Annotated in this window: 15 protein-coding genes; 1 reads left to right on the forward strand and 14 read right to left on the reverse strand. The window is 72.6% G+C overall.

What is annotated here, in order from left to right:
• From FHP08_RS18215 to ndk, 4 genes are all read right to left on the reverse strand, one after another.
• Window positions 1–703: helix-turn-helix domain-containing protein (locus tag FHP08_RS18215; protein WP_187272363.1), on the reverse strand; the 703-nt coding region annotated here is incomplete at its 3' end.
• Complete coding sequence (gene pilW, locus FHP08_RS18220) at window positions 696–1,517, reverse strand: type IV pilus biogenesis/stability protein PilW (protein ID WP_147705938.1); 822 nt, start codon at window positions 1,515–1,517, stop codon at window positions 696–698. The genes FHP08_RS18215 and pilW, both read right to left, overlap by 8 nt.
• Window positions 1,514–2,689, reverse strand: coding sequence for a 23S rRNA (adenine(2503)-C(2))-methyltransferase RlmN (gene rlmN, locus FHP08_RS18225; protein WP_147705939.1), 1,176 nt, complete (start codon window positions 2,687–2,689; stop codon window positions 1,514–1,516). Before rlmN ends, pilW begins: the two co-directional genes overlap by 4 nt.
• Window positions 2,690–2,721: 32 nt before the next feature.
• Window positions 2,722–3,147, reverse strand: a complete 426-nt coding sequence (gene ndk, locus FHP08_RS18230; RefSeq protein ID WP_147705940.1) for a nucleoside-diphosphate kinase — start codon at window positions 3,145–3,147, stop codon at window positions 2,722–2,724.
• Window positions 3,148–3,423: 276 nt separating this feature from the next.
• Between ndk and FHP08_RS18235 the strand changes: the two genes are divergently transcribed.
• Entirely contained in the window at window positions 3,424–4,134 is a 711-nt protein-coding gene (locus tag FHP08_RS18235; RefSeq protein ID WP_147705941.1) for a Bax inhibitor-1/YccA family protein, read from the forward strand.
• 407 nt (window positions 4,135–4,541) lie between these two features.
• On the opposite strand, the gene rlmD is transcribed toward FHP08_RS18235, so the two are convergent.
• From rlmD to FHP08_RS18285, 10 genes are all read right to left on the reverse strand, one after another.
• Window positions 4,542–6,008 (reverse strand): 23S rRNA (uracil(1939)-C(5))-methyltransferase RlmD, encoded by a 1,467-nt coding sequence (rlmD, locus tag FHP08_RS18240; RefSeq protein ID WP_225879199.1) that lies wholly within the window; start codon window positions 6,006–6,008, stop codon window positions 4,542–4,544.
• An 18-nt stretch (window positions 6,009–6,026) separates the two neighbouring features.
• Window positions 6,027–6,821: a 3'-5' exonuclease gene (locus FHP08_RS18245; RefSeq protein ID WP_147705942.1), complete on the reverse strand. Its 795-nt coding sequence runs from the start codon at window positions 6,819–6,821 to the stop codon at window positions 6,027–6,029.
• Between the two features lies 1 nt (window position 6,822).
• Entirely contained in the window at window positions 6,823–7,782 is a 960-nt protein-coding gene (locus tag FHP08_RS18530; protein WP_225879200.1) for a murein hydrolase activator EnvC family protein, read from the reverse strand.
• Window positions 7,783–7,865: 83 nt separating this feature from the next.
• Window positions 7,866–8,627: a protein-L-isoaspartate(D-aspartate) O-methyltransferase gene (locus tag FHP08_RS18255; RefSeq protein ID WP_225879201.1), complete on the reverse strand. Its 762-nt coding sequence runs from the start codon at window positions 8,625–8,627 to the stop codon at window positions 7,866–7,868.
• A gap of 79 nt (window positions 8,628–8,706) precedes the next feature.
• Window positions 8,707–9,456 carry a 5'/3'-nucleotidase SurE gene (gene surE, locus FHP08_RS18260; protein ID WP_147705944.1) on the reverse strand — a complete coding sequence of 250 codons (750 nt, stop codon included), beginning with the start codon at window positions 9,454–9,456 and terminating at the stop codon, window positions 8,707–8,709.
• Window positions 9,457–9,490: 34 nt separating this feature from the next.
• Entirely contained in the window at window positions 9,491–9,955 is a 465-nt protein-coding gene (locus FHP08_RS18265; RefSeq protein WP_147705945.1) for a CBS domain-containing protein, read from the reverse strand.
• Window positions 9,956–10,036: 81 nt separating this feature from the next.
• Entirely contained in the window at window positions 10,037–13,429 is a 3,393-nt protein-coding gene (locus tag FHP08_RS18270) for a hybrid sensor histidine kinase/response regulator (protein ID WP_147705946.1), read from the reverse strand.
• Window positions 13,426–14,805, reverse strand: coding sequence for a methyl-accepting chemotaxis protein (locus FHP08_RS18275; protein WP_147705947.1), 1,380 nt, complete (start codon window positions 14,803–14,805; stop codon window positions 13,426–13,428). Before FHP08_RS18275 ends, FHP08_RS18270 begins: the two co-directional genes overlap by 4 nt.
• Entirely contained in the window at window positions 14,798–15,391 is a 594-nt protein-coding gene (locus FHP08_RS18280) for a hypothetical protein (RefSeq protein WP_147705948.1), read from the reverse strand. Before FHP08_RS18280 ends, FHP08_RS18275 begins: the two co-directional genes overlap by 8 nt.
• Window positions 15,392–15,567: 176 nt before the next feature.
• Complete coding sequence (locus FHP08_RS18285; protein ID WP_147705949.1) at window positions 15,568–16,203, reverse strand: response regulator transcription factor; 636 nt, start codon at window positions 16,201–16,203, stop codon at window positions 15,568–15,570.
• Between the last annotated feature and the right edge of the window lie 85 nt (window positions 16,204–16,288).

Here is a 16,288-nt window from a genome sequence, read left to right on the forward strand (position 1 = left end):
CGGAACCAGCCGGCGCAAGTGGCGCAAGCGGAGTGAGCGGCGCCAGCGAGGGCGCGGGGCCCGGCGCAGCGGCAGGCGAAGGTGCGCCCGCGGCAGCGCCGCCAGGCGAGCCCGCGGCAAGGGGCGCGCCGCTTGCCGGAGCCCCCTGGCTGCCGGCGGGCGACGCATCGCCATCCTGCCCGGCCGAGGTCGCCGGGGGCGGCGCGAGCGCGATCTCGCCATCGCCCGACCGCTGCCCGAGCTCGAAGGCCGGACCGAAATAGAAGACGATCGCGATCACGGCCGCGACGCCGAGAACGATCCACGCCAGGCGGCTGCTGGAGCCGCCGGAGCCGAAGCCGAATCCGCCGCCACGCGGCATGGGCGACTCGAGCGAGGCCGAGGCCTTCAGCTCGGGGGCACTGACCTGTCCGCCGATCGAGGCAAGCAGGGGCTCGACATCGATGCCCAGGGTCTTGCCGTAGGAGCGCAATGCGGCGCGCACGAAGGCCTGGCCGGGCAGCGATTTCCAGTCGCCGCGCTCCAGCGCTTCGATCTGGCGCGTGGCCATGCCCAGGCGCGAGGCGATGTCGGAGGCGCCCAGCCCGGCCGCCTGGCGTGCGGTCACCAGCTGCTCGACGGTCGACGCCGCCGAAGGACGCGAAAGCGCGGACGCGCCGGGGCTGTCGATTTCACCCGGCTTGCTGTCGATCTGCTCAGTCACTGTATCTCCCTGCGGCGAGCAGCCTGGCCTCCGCGGACTCGGGGAATCGGCGCCTCAATTGCGAGCCCAGGCTGGCCTCGGCGTCGCGATTGCCGAGCCCCCGCTCGACCTTGAGCGCCAGCCACAGGGTCTGCGCCGACGGCTCGAACATCGTGACCAGACGCTGCGCGTGGAAGCGCGCGCGCTCGAGCTCGCCGCGCTTCAGGAATATCTGCCCCAGGTTGAACATCGCGACCGGATTCGACGCGTCGACCTGGAAGGCTCTCTGGAAGTAGGACTCGGCCGCCATCTGCTCGCCGAGACGCAGCGAGCAGATGCCCGCGTTGTGAAGCGGCACCGTGGGCGTCCGGTAGAGCGGGTCGCGCAGCGCCTGCTCGAAGTGCCCGAGGGCCTCGCGCTCGCGTCCGGTGTTGCAGAGGAACCAGCCGTAGTTGTTGTTCAGCTCGGCGTCGTTGGGCGCGAGCCTGAGGCCGCGCTGGAAGCTCTCGTCGGCGCGCGCCCGGTCGCCGAGATCCATGTAGACCAGGCCCAGCATGCCATAGGCGGCCGGGTACTCGGGATCAGCGCGCAGCGCCTGGCCGAGCTCGTCGAGCGCGACCTGCAGGTTGCGCTGCTGGTAGTAGCCGGCGGCCAGCTCCACGCGGATGCGCGCGCGACGCCGCGCATCGGACTCCTCGCCCGAGCCCGGGACCACCCCCACCGGGCCGCTGCCCGGCTCGCTGCCTGGCACCGCGCCGTTCTGTCCGTCGACGGCGCAGCCAGCCAGCGCCGCCAGCAGGGCCAGTGCCGAGGCTGCAATGGCCGCGCGCCTCATCGAGCCTCCGACACGGCGATGACCTTGCGCCCGCGCGCGCCCATCCGCTCGCGCAACCGGGTGCGGTCCTGGACCTCGCCCGCCAGCTGCCCGCAGGCAGCGTCGATGTCGTCGCCGCGGGTGCGCCGGACCGTGGTCACGATGCCGGCGTCGACCAGCCGTTGCGCGAAGGCCTTGATCCGCTCGGGGCGCGACTTGCGCAGCCCCGACCCCGGGAAGGGATTGAAGGGAATCAGGTTGAACTTGCAGGGCACCGTGCGGACCAGTTCCACGAGTTCCTCGGCATGACGGTCGGAATCGTTGACGCCGTCGAGCATCACGTACTCGAAGGTGATGAAGTCGCGCGGCGCGCTTTCGAGGTAGCGGCTGCAGGCCGCCATCAGCTCGGCCAGCGGGTACTTGCGATTGAGCGGCACCAGCTCGTCGCGCAGCACGTCGTTCGGCGCGTGCAGCGACACCGCGAGCGCCACCGGGCAATCCTCGCGCAGCCGGTCGATCATCGGGACCACGCCCGAGGTGGACACGGTGACGCGCCGCCTGGACAGGCCGTAGGCGTTGTCGTCGAGCATGATGCGCAGCGCGGTCAGGGTGGCCGCGTAGTTCTGCAGCGGCTCGCCCATGCCCATGAAGACCACGTTGCTGATGACGCGGTCCTCGGCCACGCCCTTCTCGCGGGCGTAGGCGCCCAGCGCACGGTTGGCGTGCCAGAGTTGCGCGACGATCTCGTGCGTGTCGAGATTGCGCGAGAAGCCCTGCTTGCCGGTGGAGCAGAACACGCAGTTCACCGCGCAGCCGGCCTGGGTCGACACGCACAGCGTGCCGCGATCGGTCTCGGGGATGAACACCGTCTCGACCGCGTTGCCGCCACCGACGTCGAGCAGCCACTTGCGCGTGCCGTCGGCCGACACGTGGTCGCTGATGACCGCGGGCGCCTCGACGACCGCGCGCTCGCGCAGCAGTTCGCGGAACTCGCGGGCGAGATCGGTCATCGCATCGAAATCGGCCTGGCCGCGCTGGTGCAGCCAGCGCATCAGCTGGCGGGCGCGAAACGGCTTCTGCCCCCACTGCGCGCACAGGCGCGCCAGCCCGTCGGCGTCGAGGCCGAGCAGGTTCACGCGGCGTCCCTCGTGCGAAGGGGCGGCCGCATCGCCGCTGGCAGGCTGACCGGGCATTCCGATGGCGAAAAGTCTTGCCGACTCGCGGTTCAGCGCGAGTAGATGTTCATGGCCGGGAAGAAGAACGCGATCTCGACCGCGGCGGTCTCGGCGGCGTCGGAGCCATGCACCGCGTTGGCGTCGATGCTGTCGGCGAAATCGGCGCGGATCGTGCCCGGCGCGGCCTTCTTCGGATCGGTGGCGCCCATCAGGTCGCGGTTCTTCAGGATGGCCCCTTCGCCTTCCAGCACCTGGACCATGACCGGGCCCGACACCATGAAGTCCACCAGGTCCTTGAAGAAGGGGCGCGCCTTGTGGACCGCGTAGAAGGCCTCGGCCTCGCCGCGCGACAGGTGCATCATGCGGGCTGCGATGACCTTCAGGCCGGCGCCTTCGAAGCGCGAGTAGACCTGTCCGATCACGTTCTTGGCGACGGCATCGGGCTTGATGATCGAGAGGGTACGTTCGACGGCCATGGCTGTTCCAGGTATCTTCCGGGAGAGTGTTTGGAAAGAAGACGCTTTGAAAAAGTCTTGAAAATGAGTCGTTTAGACCACATTTTCACGAATCTGCGCAATCGTTGAGTCTAACATACGCATCGGGGCTTTCCATGGCCCGAGCCTCGGCGCCGCCGGGGAATCGCTGCCGGCGCCGGCGCCTTGACCCAGGATTCGCGACATGCGTGAAAGGCCGGGCCATTCGGCCCGACACACGCTCGACCCGGTCTTTTTTCTCACGAGGAGAACCACCTGATGGCATACGAGCAAAACCAACTGCGTGAGCCGGGTTTCGGCGGCGCGACCGGCGCACTGGGCGCCGCCACGCGCAACCGCGTCCTGCGCAACACCTACTGGCTGCTCGCACTGTCGATGATTCCGACCGTGCTGGGCGCGTACATCGGTGTCCAGACCGGCTTCAGCTTCTTCGCCGGAAGCCCGTTCATCGGGCTGATGGTCTTCCTGGGCGTGGCCTTCGGCTTCTTCTTCGCCATCGACAAGTTCAAGAACAGCGGCGTGGGCGTCGCCCTGCTGCTGGGCTTCACCTTCTTCATGGGCCTGATGCTCTCGCGCCTGATCGGCGCGGTGCTGGGCATGTCCAATGGCGCCAGCCTGATCATGACCGCCTTCGGCGGCACCGCCGGCGTGTTCGCGGTGATGGCCACGGTCGCCACCGTGTCCAAGCGCGATTTCACCGGCATGGGCAAGTGGCTGTTCATGGGCTTCCTGGTGATCTTCTTCGCGGCCATCGCCAACATCTGGCTGCAGATGCCGGCGCTCACGCTGACGGTGTCCGCCCTGGCCATCCTGATCTTCTCGGCCTTCATCCTGGTGGACCTGCAGCGGATCGTGCAGGGCGGCGAGACCAACTACGTGACCGCCACGCTCTCGATCTACCTGAGCGTCTACAACGTGTTCAGCAACCTGCTGATGATGCTGGGCATCTTCGGCGGCAACGACGATTGACCGGCGCCGCGGGCGCCCTTCGGGGCGTTCACGGCATTGACGGGCCGCCTTCGGGCGGCCTTCTTTTTGCCCTTCCCCCTTCCCCCGGCCCGTCCGCGTGCGTGAGGGTCGCGCAGCGGTCTCGGCGCAGCATCCGCTCCCCGCAGACCTGCTGCGCCTCGTCGAGACTGCCGGCGGTCCGCTGCGCCACGCCGGCGCGCCACCGAGCGCTCGCTCCATGCGCGGGCCGGCGTGCCGCATGACTGCATCGTCGACGTCCGGGGCCGCCCGGTCGCGGCATCCACGAGGCCCGGGCGGCGAGCGCCATCTCGCGCAAGGGCGCCTGTACGCCAAGGACCGGGTCGCGCTCGGCGATGTGGGCTCGCCTGCCGAAGGGCGCGAGGCGGACGCGCGCGAGCTTCTCGGGGTCAGCCGGTCGCAAGTCGAACGGCCACGTCCTCGCCCGCTCCATCCGCCGGCTCGAACACCGCGATCGACTCGACGTGCGAGGTCTGCGGGAACATGTTGACCGCGCCGGCAGCCTTCAGAGCGAAGCCCCCCTGGTGCACCAGGACCGCCGCATCGCGCGCCAGCGTGGCCGGATTGCACGACACGTAGACGATCCGGCGCGGCTTGACCGGATCGGCCGACAGCACCTTGGCCGCTTCGAGCGCGCCTTCGCGCGGCGGGTCGATCAGCACGCGGTCGAAGCGCCCCAGTTCCGCCCAGGCCTGGGGCGTGAGCTCGAACAGGTTGGCGGTCCGGAAACTCGCGCGCGCCGCCAGCCCGTTGAACGCGGCGTTCTCCTGCGCGCGCTGCGTGAGCACCGGGCTGCCCTCGATGCCCACCACCGCGCGCGCCAGCGTGGCGAGCGGCAAGGTGAAGTTGCCCAGGCCGCAGAACAGGTCGGCGATCCGCTCGTCGGGCTGCGGCCCGAGCAGGCGCAGCGCCCGCGACACCAGCACCTCGTTGATGCGGTGATTGACCTGCGTGAAGTCGGTGGGCCGGTAGGGCATGTCGACGCCGAACTCGGCCAGCCGATAGCCGAGTTGCGAGGCCGCGTCGCTGGCGGCCGACGCGCCGTCGCGCGTGCACATCAGGCGGATCGAGTCCGGTCCCTTGGGCTGCAGCCAGAACTCGACGCGCTCGCGCGCGGCGAAGGCGAGCAGCCTGGCCCGGTCCTCTTCGGTGGGCGGCTCGAGCACACGCAGCACCAGCGCGATCAGCAGCTCTCCCCGGTCGGCAGGACCGGCACCGCCGGGCGCGGCATCGCGCTCGATGGCCGACTCGCCGATCGCCAGCTCGATCTGCGGCAGCCGGTCGCGCAGGCTCAGCGACGCGACCAGTTCGCGCAAGGGCATCAGCAGGGCGGACATCCGTGCCGGCAGCACATGGCACTCGCGCATGTCGGCCACGTAGCTCGAGCCCTTCTCGTGGAAGCCGACCAGCACGCCGCCCTTCTTGACGACGTTGCGCACCGACAGCCGCGCCCGGTAGCGATAGCCCCAGGACGGCCCGGCGATCGCGCGCAGCACGGTCTGGGGCCTGACCTTGCCGATGTGCCAGAGCTGGTCCTCGAGGGCCCGCTGCTTGATCGCGAGCTGGGCGCGCGGTTCCAGGTGCTGCATCGAGCAGCCGCCGCACACGCCGAAGTGCGGGCAGCGCGGCGTCACCCGCGCGTGCGACTCGCGCAGGATCTCGAAGGCCTGGGCCACGTCGAAGCGGGGCTTGCGGCGCACGAGCACCGCGCGCACCCGCTCGCCGGGCAGCGCACCGCGCACGAACACGACCTTGCCCTCGTGATGGGCGATGCCGTTGGCTTCCAGGTCGAGCGACTCGATGTCGAGCACGATCGGCTCGCCGATCGCGCCGCGGATCTCGGGCAGGGTGCTCACTGCGGGCTCACCTCGTGCTCAGGATTGCGGCCAGGCGTCGAGGAACTCGCGCCAGTGCGCGGCGCCGCCGTCGGCCAGCGCAGCGAGCGTCCTGCGCAGCGCGGCCACTTCGGCGGCGTAGCGATCGGGCGTGAACAGGCCCCGCATGAGCTGGAAACGGGCGAACACCAGCCAGGTGTTGGCCACGTCGGTCTCGCAGTAGTCGCGGATCTCGCCGATCCGGCCCTCGCGGAAGGCGGGCCAGACCTGCGAGCCGTCCATCCCCATCTTGCCGGGGAAGCCGCACAGCCTGGCGAGCTCGTCGAGCGGCGCGTTGGCGCGCGGCGTGAACAGCGCGAGCTGGTCCATCAGGTCCAGGTGCCGCGTGTGGTAGCGGCTCAGGTAGTTGTTCCACTTGAAGTCGCGGTCCTCGTCGCCGCTCTCCCAGTAGCGCGGCGCCTGCACGCCGTGGATCAGCCCGCGATAGTGGAGCACCTGCAGGTCGAAGCCACCGCCGTTCCAGCTGACCAGCTGCGGCGTGAAGCGGTCGATCAAGCCGAAGAACTGCTGCACCAGCTTGCCTTCGCTGTCCTCGGGCGTGCCCAGGCACTTCACGTGGAAGCCGCGCGCGTCGTGCATCAGGCAGGCGATCGCCACCACCTTGTGCAGATGGTGCGGCAGGAAGTCGCTGCGCCCGTCGGTCTTCTCGAGCTGGCGCGCGAACGCGAGCTCGACGACTTCATCGTCGGGCAGTGCAGGATCGATGCCCCAGGCGCTGCGCAGGCCCTGCGCGTCGGGGATCGTCTCGATGTCGAAGACGAGGGTCGGGGTCACTTCAGCGCGCCGGCAGGTAGTCGGACGGGTCGACCGGCTTGCCCTGCTTGCGGATCTCGAAATGCAGCTTGGGCCGGTCGGCCCCCGAGTCGCCCAGCTCGGCGATCCGCTGCCCGCGCTTGACGTTGGCGCCTTCCTTGACCAGCAGCGCGCGGTTGTGCGCGTAGACCGACAGCGTGTCGTTGTCGTGCTTCACGATCAGCAGGTTGCCATAGCCGCGCGGTCCCGGCCCGCTGAAGATCACGCGGCCATCGGCAGCCGCCACCACCGGGTCGCCCGGCTTGCCGCCGATCGACACGCCCATGCTGCGCGGTTCGGCGAAGCCCTGCAGCACCGGGCCCGAGGCCGGCCAGATGAACCCGCGCGCGGACGGCGCGCCGGCCGAGGACACCGTCTTGCCGGCATCGGGCTCGAGCGGCTGCGGCTTGATGGGCTGGGGGGTGTCCGGCCGCGACGCGCCCGGCTCGCCCGCGGGCGGCTGCGCCTGCTTCAGCTTCGCGAGCAAGGCGTCGGAGTACGGCCGCTTGGCCGCGCTGGGCTCGGTGCGGATCGGGCCGCCGGCGATCACCGGCGCCGTCGGCGACAAGGGCCGCGCCACGCTGCCCGGCGCGCCCGGCGCGCCCGGCAGGGGCCGGCTCTCGGCCGAGGCGGACGGCACCGGCACCGTCGGCACCGGGGTGACGATCGGGCCGTCGGCCGGCGGGGGCGCCTCGGCCGAGGGGGCGGGGGCGACCGGAGGCGCGACTGGCGGCGGCACCGAGCTCTTGGCCGGCGAGACCGGCTCGCGGCGTACGATGGGCGCGGGGTGGGGGCTGGTGCAGCCTGCGAGCACCGCGGCCGCGAGCACGGCGATGATCGTGCCGCGCATCAGCAGGCGCGGGGAGTTCGCCGCGGTAGAGCTTCGGAGCAGGCTCGGCGGGTGCGCGATGCGGACGCCGACGCCCTCATGAATTTTCGTCATGACTGTGACGCGCCGCGAGCGGCGCACTCGGTTGACGGAGGAGAAACACCAACGGCAGCGGAACCAGGAAACCCCGGACCGCCTCAGGTCGTGCCGGTGCGCAACGGGACGAATCGTACCGCATCGAGAACCGTGAGCTGCCATTCTCCCGCCGACACCCGCTCGACCAGGTGCAGCGCCTGACGGCCGCCGCTGGCGACCGGCGCCACCAGCCGCGCGCCCACCCGCATCTGCTCGAGCAGCGGCTCGGGCACCGCATCGCCGGCCGCGGCGACGACGATCGCGTCGTAGGGCGCGCCTTGCGCCACGCCCTGGTGGCCGTCGCCGAAGGCCAGCCGCAGGTTGGACAGGCGCAGGCTGCGAAGATTGGCGCGGGCCTGCTCGTGAAGGCCGCGCACCCGCTCGATCGACACCACCTGGCCGAAGACGCGGGCCATGACCGCGGCCTGGTAGCCGCAGCCGGTGCCGACCTCGAGCGCCCGCGCCGCCGGCCGGCGGGCCCGCGGAAGATGCGCCGCGGCCAGCTCGATCATGCGCGCCACGGTGCTGGGCTTCGAGATCGTCTGGCCATGGCCGATGGGCAGCGCCACGTCCTCGTAGGCGCGGCTGGCCAGCGCCGGCTCGACGAACTGGTGGCGCGGCACCTGCATCAGCGCATCGAGCACCTGCGGGTCGCGCACCCCGGTGCGCGACAGGCCGTCGACCATGTTCGCGCGCGCCCGGTCGGAGGCCAGTCCGAGCCCGCTGGGCGGCAGCGGCGGCGCGCTCGCTGCGCGGGCAGGCGTGGGCGAGCCGCTGCGCTGAGCGGGCTTGCCGCCGCTCAGGGCCGGCGGCAGCGAAGCCATCCACGGCGGTCTGCGCGTCATCGGTCGAAAGGAAACGGGTTGCCCGGGTGGCGGAATCTGGCGGGTCGGACTTTCAGGCTCACGATGCCGGGGTGTCGAGCCAGCGCTCGACTTCGGGCAACTGCTTCACGCCGGTCAGGTCGATGTCCAGCGGGGTGATCGAGACCCAGTTGTTCTCGATCGCGTGAAAATCGGTGCCGGGCCCCGCCTCGCGCGCGCCGCCCGCCGGACCGATCCACCAGATGGTGTCGCCGCGCGGACTGCGCTCGCGGATCACCGGCTCGGCCAGGTGGCGCTTGCCCAGCCGGGTCACGCGGGTGCCCTGCAGGGCCTCGGCCGGGCAGGAAGGGATGTTGACGTTGAGCAGCGTGCCGGGCAGCGGCCTGCGCACCCAGCGGGCAATCACCTCGCGCGCCACCTTCGCGGCGACGTCGAGGTGGCCGTAGCCCTTCCTCGCGCTCGAGAAGGCGATCGCCGGCACGCCGAGCAGGTAGCCCTCGGTGGCGGCCGCCACCGTGCCGGAATAGATCGTGTCGTCGCCCATGTTGGCGCCGTCGTTGATGCCCGACAGGACCAGGTCGGGCTTGTGCTCGAGCAGGCCGGTGACCGCCACGTGCACGCAGTCGGTCGGCGTGCCGTTCACGTAGAGGAATCCGTTGGCCGCCGCCCTGACCGACAGCGGCCGGTCGAGCGTGAGCGAATTGGAGGCGCCGCTGCGATCCCGTTCCGGGGCGATGACGGTCACCTCGCCGAACTCCCGCGCGACCGCGGCGAGCGCCTCGATGCCGGGAGAAAAATAGCCGTCGTCGTTGCTGATCAGGATGCGCATGGCCGGATTCTATCGAATCGGCGCTGCGCGCCGCTCACCCCTCGGCGGGCCAGTCACGGATGTAGGCCTTCAGCATCCGGTTCTCGAAACCCTGCTCTTCGAGCACCGCCTTGGCCACGTCGTGAAAGGAGATCACGCCGAGCAGGGTTTCGTCGTCCATGACCGGCATGTAGCGCTGGTGGTGCTCGAGCATCAGCCGGCGCAGCTCGTTGACCTCCATGGCGGGCGCGGCGACCTGCGGCTCGGGGTTCATGACGTCGCGAACGACGATCTCGGCCACCGGCGGCGTGGGCCCCGATCGATGCTCGAGCTGGCGCTTGGCCAGCACGCGCAGCACCTCGCGGAAGGTGAGCATGCCGGCAAGCTTGCCGCGCTCCATGACCACCAGCGAGCCGATGTCGTGCTCGGCCATCGTGACCACGCAATCGGACAGCATCGTGTCGGGCGTGACGGTGAACAGCGTGTTGCCCTTGACTCGAAGAACCTCGCTGACCTGCATGGTGTCACCTCGCCAGTTCGTGTCCGATCACGACCGATGCTATCCCATCCGCGCAGTCCGCGGAATGGCGCGACGGCCGGATCAGGTGCGGCCGGGAACAGGCGCAGCGGGTGGCGCGTGCGCCGGTCGCCGCTCCAGGCAGGCGAGGATCTGCGTGGCGAGCGCGTCTTCGGTGTAGGGCTTGGTCAGGAAGACGTCGACGCCCGCCTCCAGCGCGAGGGTCTTGTGACGTTCCGAATATCGCGAAGTGATCATGATCACCGCCACGTTCTCGCTGCGGGGGTCGGACCGCAGGGCGCGGACGAACTCGAGGCCGTTCATCCGGGGCATCTCCATGTCGACCAGCGCCAGGTCGGGCACCCGGCGGCGCACCCGCTCGAGCGCCTCGATGCCATCGGCCGCGCCGTCGACCTCGAAACCGAGGTCGCGCACGAAGATCTCGGTGGTCCGGCGAACGCTGACCGAATCATCGACGACCAGGCACAGCGGCGCGGTGCGCGAGGCCGGCGCGCGGGAGACCGGGGCAGCCGCCCGCGCGCGCAGGCTGCCATCGGCGTGGGCGGCCAGCAGCGCGATCGGGTCGAGCACCGGCGCGACGGCGCCGTCGCCGAGCACCGCCACGCCGTCGATGCCGGGCACCCGCGGCAGGTGCGCGGGCATCGGCCGCACGACCACGCTGCGCGGCGCCTCGGGCTCGGGCACCAGCAGCGCCGCCCGCCGGCCATCGGGCAGGCGCATCAGCAGGGCCGAGCGCGGCGCCGCGGCGGCGTCGGCGACCGGCGCGTCGTCGCCGGCGAAGGCATCCTCGGGCAGGCCCAGGACCGCCTCGATCGGCGAGGCCCGCCAGCGGGCGCCGTCGACGCGGATCGAGTCGCCTGCCCCGGCCGGCGCCGGCACGATGCGATCGATGCCGCGCACCGACAGCGCGATCGCCAGCGGCCGCCCCGGCGCGCGCAGCATCATCACCGGAAGCGAGGCGAGGCCGAGCGGCACCGTGAGCGTGAAGCGCGTGCCCTGCCCCGGCGCCGAATCGATGGCGATCCGGCCGCGCAGACCCTCGATCGACTGGCGCACCACGTCCAGGCCGATGCCGCGGCCCGACAGCTGCGAGGCGCGCTCCCGGGTCGAGAAGCCCGCCGCCATGATCAGCGCGCGCAGGGCCCCCGGATCGGCGGGTGAGTCCGCGGCCAGCAGACCCGAGGCCAGCGCGCGTTCGCGGATCGCGCCCAGGTCCAGCCCCTGGCCGTCGTCTTCGCAGACCAGCTGCAGCGAGGCGCCGTCGCGCCGGACCGTGAGGCGGATCTCCCCGGCCGCCGGCTTGCCGGCCGCGCGGCGCCGCTCGGGCGCCTCGATGCCGTGGTCGACCGCGTTGCGCAGCAGATGGGCCAGCGCATCGACCAGCGTGGAGAGCATGCCGGCCTCGATCAGCGTGTCCTCGCCCTCGATCCTCAGTTCCGCCTCGCGGCCCGCCATCCGGGCCGCCTGCCTGACCGTGCGGTGCAGCCGCGAGGCGATCGAGCCGAAGGCCGCCATCCGGGTCTGCAGCGCGCAGTCGCGCAGCTCGGCCTGCAGGCGCTCGAGCCGGGCCAGCGAATCGCGCAAGGCGCCCAGGTTGGCGCCGAGTTGCTGCTCCACCAGTTTGCCGTCGGCGCCCGATTCGGCGATGCGCCGCGACACCGTGTGCAGGTCGTTGTACTCGTCGAGCTCCAGCGGGTCCAGGTTCTGCCGGGAGCGATGCTCGCTGAGCGCGAGCCCGCGGATGTCCACCAGCCGCTCGAGCTCGCTCGCCAGGTCCTGCAGCTGATCGCCGCCCAGCCTCAGGGTGCCGCGCGAGCGCTCCAGTTCGACCGTCTGCTCGCGGGCATGCGCGACCAGGATCGCGGCCTCGTCGACCAGCGACAGCAAGCGCGCGACCAGCGAGGCCGGCACCCGGATCTCGGGCTCGGTGCCTCGCGGGCTGGCGGGCTCGGCCGGCTGTCCGGCTTCCGGCGCCTCCCGGGGCGCCTCCATGACCGCCTCGGGCCGCGCCTGCGTCGCGGGCCCGGCCACGCCGCCGGTCGCCGGCGCCGGTTCCGCCTCGCTTCCCAACAGGCGCCCGATCCAGTCGACGATGCGGCCGTGCACCGCCGCGGCGGCCGACGGCGCCGGGCCGAAACCGGCCACCGCCTCGCACATCTCGGCCACGCAGTCCGCCGCGTCGCCCAGCAGCGCATGCAGGTCGGCGGGCAGGGCCTCTCGACGGGCGGAGAGCAACTGCAGCAGGTCCTCGAGGCGATGGGTGATCGCGGCGATGCCGCGCACGCCGACCGTGTTGGCCGAGCCCTTCAGCGTGTGCGCGAGACGCTGCGCGGCGACCAGGGCCTCGGGGTCGCCGGCCTCGAAGGCCGCGATCCGCTCGCCGAGCTGGGCGGAGAGGGCCGGCAACTCGTGCAGCAGGCTGTCGACGACCGAGGGATCGGCGTCCGGAGGGATCGCCAGCGACAGGTCGCGTTCGTCGAGCGTGGGTTCGGCCGCCTGGACCTGGCGCGAGGCCACCTGACGCAACCCCCCGAACTCCGCCGCCACTGCCTCGATCGCGGAAGACTCGAGCGGCGCGGGCCAACGCGGATCGGCCAGCAGCCGGAGCGCCTGCGGCGCCGCGGCGCCCTTGCGGAACAGCTCGGCCAGCGCCTCGGGCAAGTCGCCGGCCAGCGACTCCAGGGCTTCGGCAGCAGGCGGCGCGAACGGCGGCCGCCCGAGCGGGTCGGCGGCCTGCTGGAGCTGCTCGCCGCGCGCCGCGATCAGCGTCGAGGTCGCGTCCAGGCCCAGCAGGCCGGCCGCATCGGCGATGCGCAGCAGGCCGTCGGCGAAGGCGGCCAGGCGAGTCTGCGGATCGTCGGCGCTCGCGAGTTCGTCGCGCAAGGCCAGCGACTCCTCGGCCAGGATGTCGAGCTCGTCGCGGGCGACCACCGTCGGTGTCCCGGTCGTGGCCTGCGCCGCGGATCCGCGCGCGCCGCCTTGGCCACCTTCGCCGCCTTCGCCGCCGCGCAGCGCGGCAAGCCGGCGCGCCGCCTCGGCCACCCGGCCGGCGAGCGCGGGATCGTCGCCGGCAAGCGCCAGGGCCTGCCCGGATTCGAGGCGCCCGGCGCACAGGTCCAGCAGGTCGGCCGCCCAGTTGCCGACGGTGGCCCGCAAGGCCTCATCGTCGGCCAGCGCATCGCCTGCGACGAGCGCATCGCCGTCGGCCAGGGCGTCCCCATCGACCGGCGCACGCCCGGCGGCCGGCGCGTCCCCGCCGGCAGCAGCCGCCCGGCGCCGAAGGCGCGCCGCCAACTCGGCCAGCGCATCGAACCCGGCCTGCGTGGACGCCGTTCCGAAGGCCGCCAGCGCGTCGTCGAGAGCGCGGCGCCAGTCCGCGTCGCCGATCACCACCGGCTCGAGCAGCGCGACCGCGGCGGCGTCGAGCGCCTCCAACCGGGCGTCGGGCCGGCTCATGTGCGCGGCGGCGTGCGGAACACGCTGACCTCGTCGACCAGCAGCCTCGCGCACTCCACCAACCGCCGGGTCTCGATGTTCTGCGCGGTGAGCTGCCGGGCCGTCTCCGCGCTGGCCTCCTCGATGACCCGCGCGCGCTCCTGCAGCCCGGTGCTCACGCCGGCCTGCTCGTCGGACGTGGCGGCGATCTGCCGGACGTCGTCGGCCAGCGCCTCGGTTTCCTGCTGGGTCAGGCGCATCTGTTCGCCGGCCTCGTCGGCCAGCCGGCTGATTTCGACGACCCGGGTGATCGCCTGGTTCATCGCGAGCACCGTCTCGTTGGTCTCGGTCTGGATCGCGTGCACCAGCCGGCCGATCCGGGCGGTGCTGTCGCGCGCCGACTCGGACAGGCGCTTGACCTCGTCGGCCACCACCGCGAAGTTGCGGCCCGCCTCGCCGGCCGCGGCAGCGTGCATCGACGCGTTCAGCGCGAGGATGCCGGTCCGCTCGGCGATCCCCTGGATGATGCCGACGACCTCCCCGATCTCCTGCGAGCGCTCGCCCAGCCGCTTGATCCGCTTCTCGGTCTCGTGGATCAGCTGGCGCGAGCGCGTGATGCCCTCGACGGTGCCACCCACGATGCGCACCGCGGCCGCCGTGGTCTGGACCGCCCGGCCGGCCACCGCGTCGGCCTGCCGCGCCCGGCCGGCCACCGTCAGCAGCGCGCCGGCCGCGGTGGCCAGCTCGCGCGCCGCCAGGGCCACCTCGCGCTGCTCGCGCGCGGCCGCCCGGGTGGCCAGGTCGGACTGGCCGCGCACGGAGCCCGAGATCCGGGCAACCTCCTGTGCCACTTCGGACACTTTGCGCAACACCCGGCCGGTCTCTTCGGTGAGCAGGTTCAGCGCTTCGGCGATCGCGCCGGTGACGTTGTCGGTGACGCGCACCCGGATGCCGAGGTCCTTGGTGGACGCGATCTGCCCGAGCGCCTGCATGATCTCCAGCACCGAATCGTTCAGGTCCTCGCCGTTGCCGGGAGACGCCTCGGTCGGCGGGCCGGCCGTGTCGGAAGCCGGGCCCACGGGTGGCCCGGTCCTGCCGACCGGCTCGCCCCTGCCGCCCTGATCGCCCCTGCCGCCCTGGCCGGGGTCGGCGCGCCCCGAGCCGGCTTGCCGCAGGATTCCGCGCCCGATGAGGAAGCCCGCCAGCGCCCCCGCGGCCGCCAGCACGCAGGCCAGGACCAGCAGCGGCCGCGCGGCCCCCAAGGCCGCCTGGGCACCGTCGGCCGGCCAGGACAGCGCGGCGCCTGCCGCGATCGCCGCGATCGCCGGCAGCGCAGCCAGCCGCCACGGCAGCGAAGCCGACAGGACCTGCCGGGACTGGCTGCGCGCCTCAGCCATGGCGCGCCTCGCCGGCCAGCGACTCGAAGAGTTGCGCGAGCGACACCGGCCACCAGCGCCGCCCGGAGCGGTCTCGCAGGGGCACGCCGAGCGCGGCACGGAAGGGCACCGATGCCGCGAGTTCGTCGAGCGCGCGATCCAGCCCCGCGTCCATATCGCCCTGGCCGCCGGTGTCGCCCATGTCGCCTGCGCCCTGGCTGCCGTCGACGAACTCGACGCCCATGGGCGCCGACTCGAGGACCAGCGCCGCGGCGCGAGCAGCGTCACCCACGACCAGAACCGCCGTCCGGGCCGGTGGCTCGTCGCCCTGCCCGGCGGCAGCGTCGAACACGGGGACAGGATGGCCGCGCAGCTGCATCAGGCCCGCCACCCGCAGGGGCGCCAGCGGCATATGCCAGACCGTGACTTCGGGCAGGTATTCCAGCATCTCGCCGGCGGGGAAAAGGATGGGCAGGCCCGCCAGCCTGACCCCGAAGCGGCCCGGCGCCGTCGCCTCGGCGGCCTGGCGGCCGGCCTGCGCGAGGGCGCCGGCCGGCGAGAAGGCTGCGTCCGACGAAGGGAATCGGGGGGTCTGTTCGGCGGGCACGTTGTCGGTTCGCGGCTGTCGGTCCGTTCGTCGATCGCGAGGCGCCGACGCGGGCCGTCGGGGGCCTTCGCGCCGGGGACGGAACGAACTGTATGCCAAATCGCGAGGCGCCGGGCGGGCCTCGCGAACGCCGGGCCCGGTGGGCGGAGGTGGCGCGCGGGCGACCGACTCCTGCGTCAGGCCCGCGCGTCGGCGGGTTGCGGCGCGGAAGCCGCAGCGGGTCGCGCGACCGCTTGCGCGGGTCTGCCGGGGGCCGCGGCCGGAGCGGCCACCCGCGCCGCGGCGCCTCGCGCCACCGCCACCCGCGCCGCGGCCGCATTGCGCAGCAGTTCATCGAGTTCGCCGGCAGCGACCGACTTTCGCAAGGTCTTCAGGATTGCCGCCTCGAGCTCGCGCAGCGGAACCGGCTTGGCCAGGTAGGCCTTGCAGCCGGCGAGCAAGCCGCGCGCGTGATCGAAAGGCGAGCCGCGGCTGCTCAGGATGATGACCGGCGTGCCGCGATGGCCCTTGCGGATCTCGCGCGTGAGCCGGTAGCCGTCCATGTCGGGAATCATCACGTCGACCATGACCAGGTCGTAGCGGGCGGTGGCCAGCCTGTCCAGCGCGAGCGCGCCGGTGGCCACCATCTCGCAGACGAAGCCCATCCGCGTGAAGGCGATGCCGAGTTGCTGGCGCACCGTGGGACTGTCGTCGACGACCAGGATCCGGGGACGGCGCAGGGCCGGGTCGATGCCGGCGCTGCCCTGCCGTGCACCGGCGGGCGCCGGCGGCGACGCGGGCTCGGGCGGGCGCACGGTCCCGGCCGCCGCCAACGTCCGGGCAGGCTTCGCCGGCCGGGCAGCGTCCGGCGAAGCCGCTGGGCGCGCAGCCGGCGCAGTTGGGGCAGCCCCCGAGGCG

Origin of the sequence: Zeimonas arvi, from assembly GCF_008039575.1 — a bacterium.
GTDB lineage: Bacteria > Pseudomonadota > Gammaproteobacteria > Burkholderiales > Burkholderiaceae_E > Zeimonas > Zeimonas arvi.

Excerpts from the sequence above, each read along its gene's own strand:
- pilW (WP_147705938.1), bottom strand. The coding sequence starts at position 1,517 with ATGAGGCGCGCGGCCATTGCAGCCTCGGCACTGGCCCTGCTGGCGGCG.
- rlmN (WP_147705939.1), bottom strand. The coding sequence starts at position 2,689 with ATGCCCGGTCAGCCTGCCAGCGGCGATGCGGCCGCCCCTTCGCACGAG.
- ndk (WP_147705940.1), bottom strand. The coding sequence starts at position 3,147 with ATGGCCGTCGAACGTACCCTCTCGATCATCAAGCCCGATGCCGTCGCC.
- FHP08_RS18235 (WP_147705941.1), top strand. The coding sequence starts at position 3,424 with ATGGCATACGAGCAAAACCAACTGCGTGAGCCGGGTTTCGGCGGCGCG.
- FHP08_RS18530 (WP_225879200.1), bottom strand. The coding sequence starts at position 7,782 with ATGACGAAAATTCATGAGGGCGTCGGCGTCCGCATCGCGCACCCGCCG.
- FHP08_RS18255 (WP_225879201.1), bottom strand. The coding sequence starts at position 8,627 with ATGGCTTCGCTGCCGCCGGCCCTGAGCGGCGGCAAGCCCGCTCAGCGC.
- surE (WP_147705944.1), bottom strand. The coding sequence starts at position 9,456 with ATGCGCATCCTGATCAGCAACGACGACGGCTATTTTTCTCCCGGCATC.
- FHP08_RS18265 (WP_147705945.1), bottom strand. The coding sequence starts at position 9,955 with ATGCAGGTCAGCGAGGTTCTTCGAGTCAAGGGCAACACGCTGTTCACC.
- FHP08_RS18270 (WP_147705946.1), bottom strand. The coding sequence starts at position 13,429 with ATGAGCCGGCCCGACGCCCGGTTGGAGGCGCTCGACGCCGCCGCGGTC.
- FHP08_RS18275 (WP_147705947.1), bottom strand. The coding sequence starts at position 14,805 with ATGGCTGAGGCGCGCAGCCAGTCCCGGCAGGTCCTGTCGGCTTCGCTG.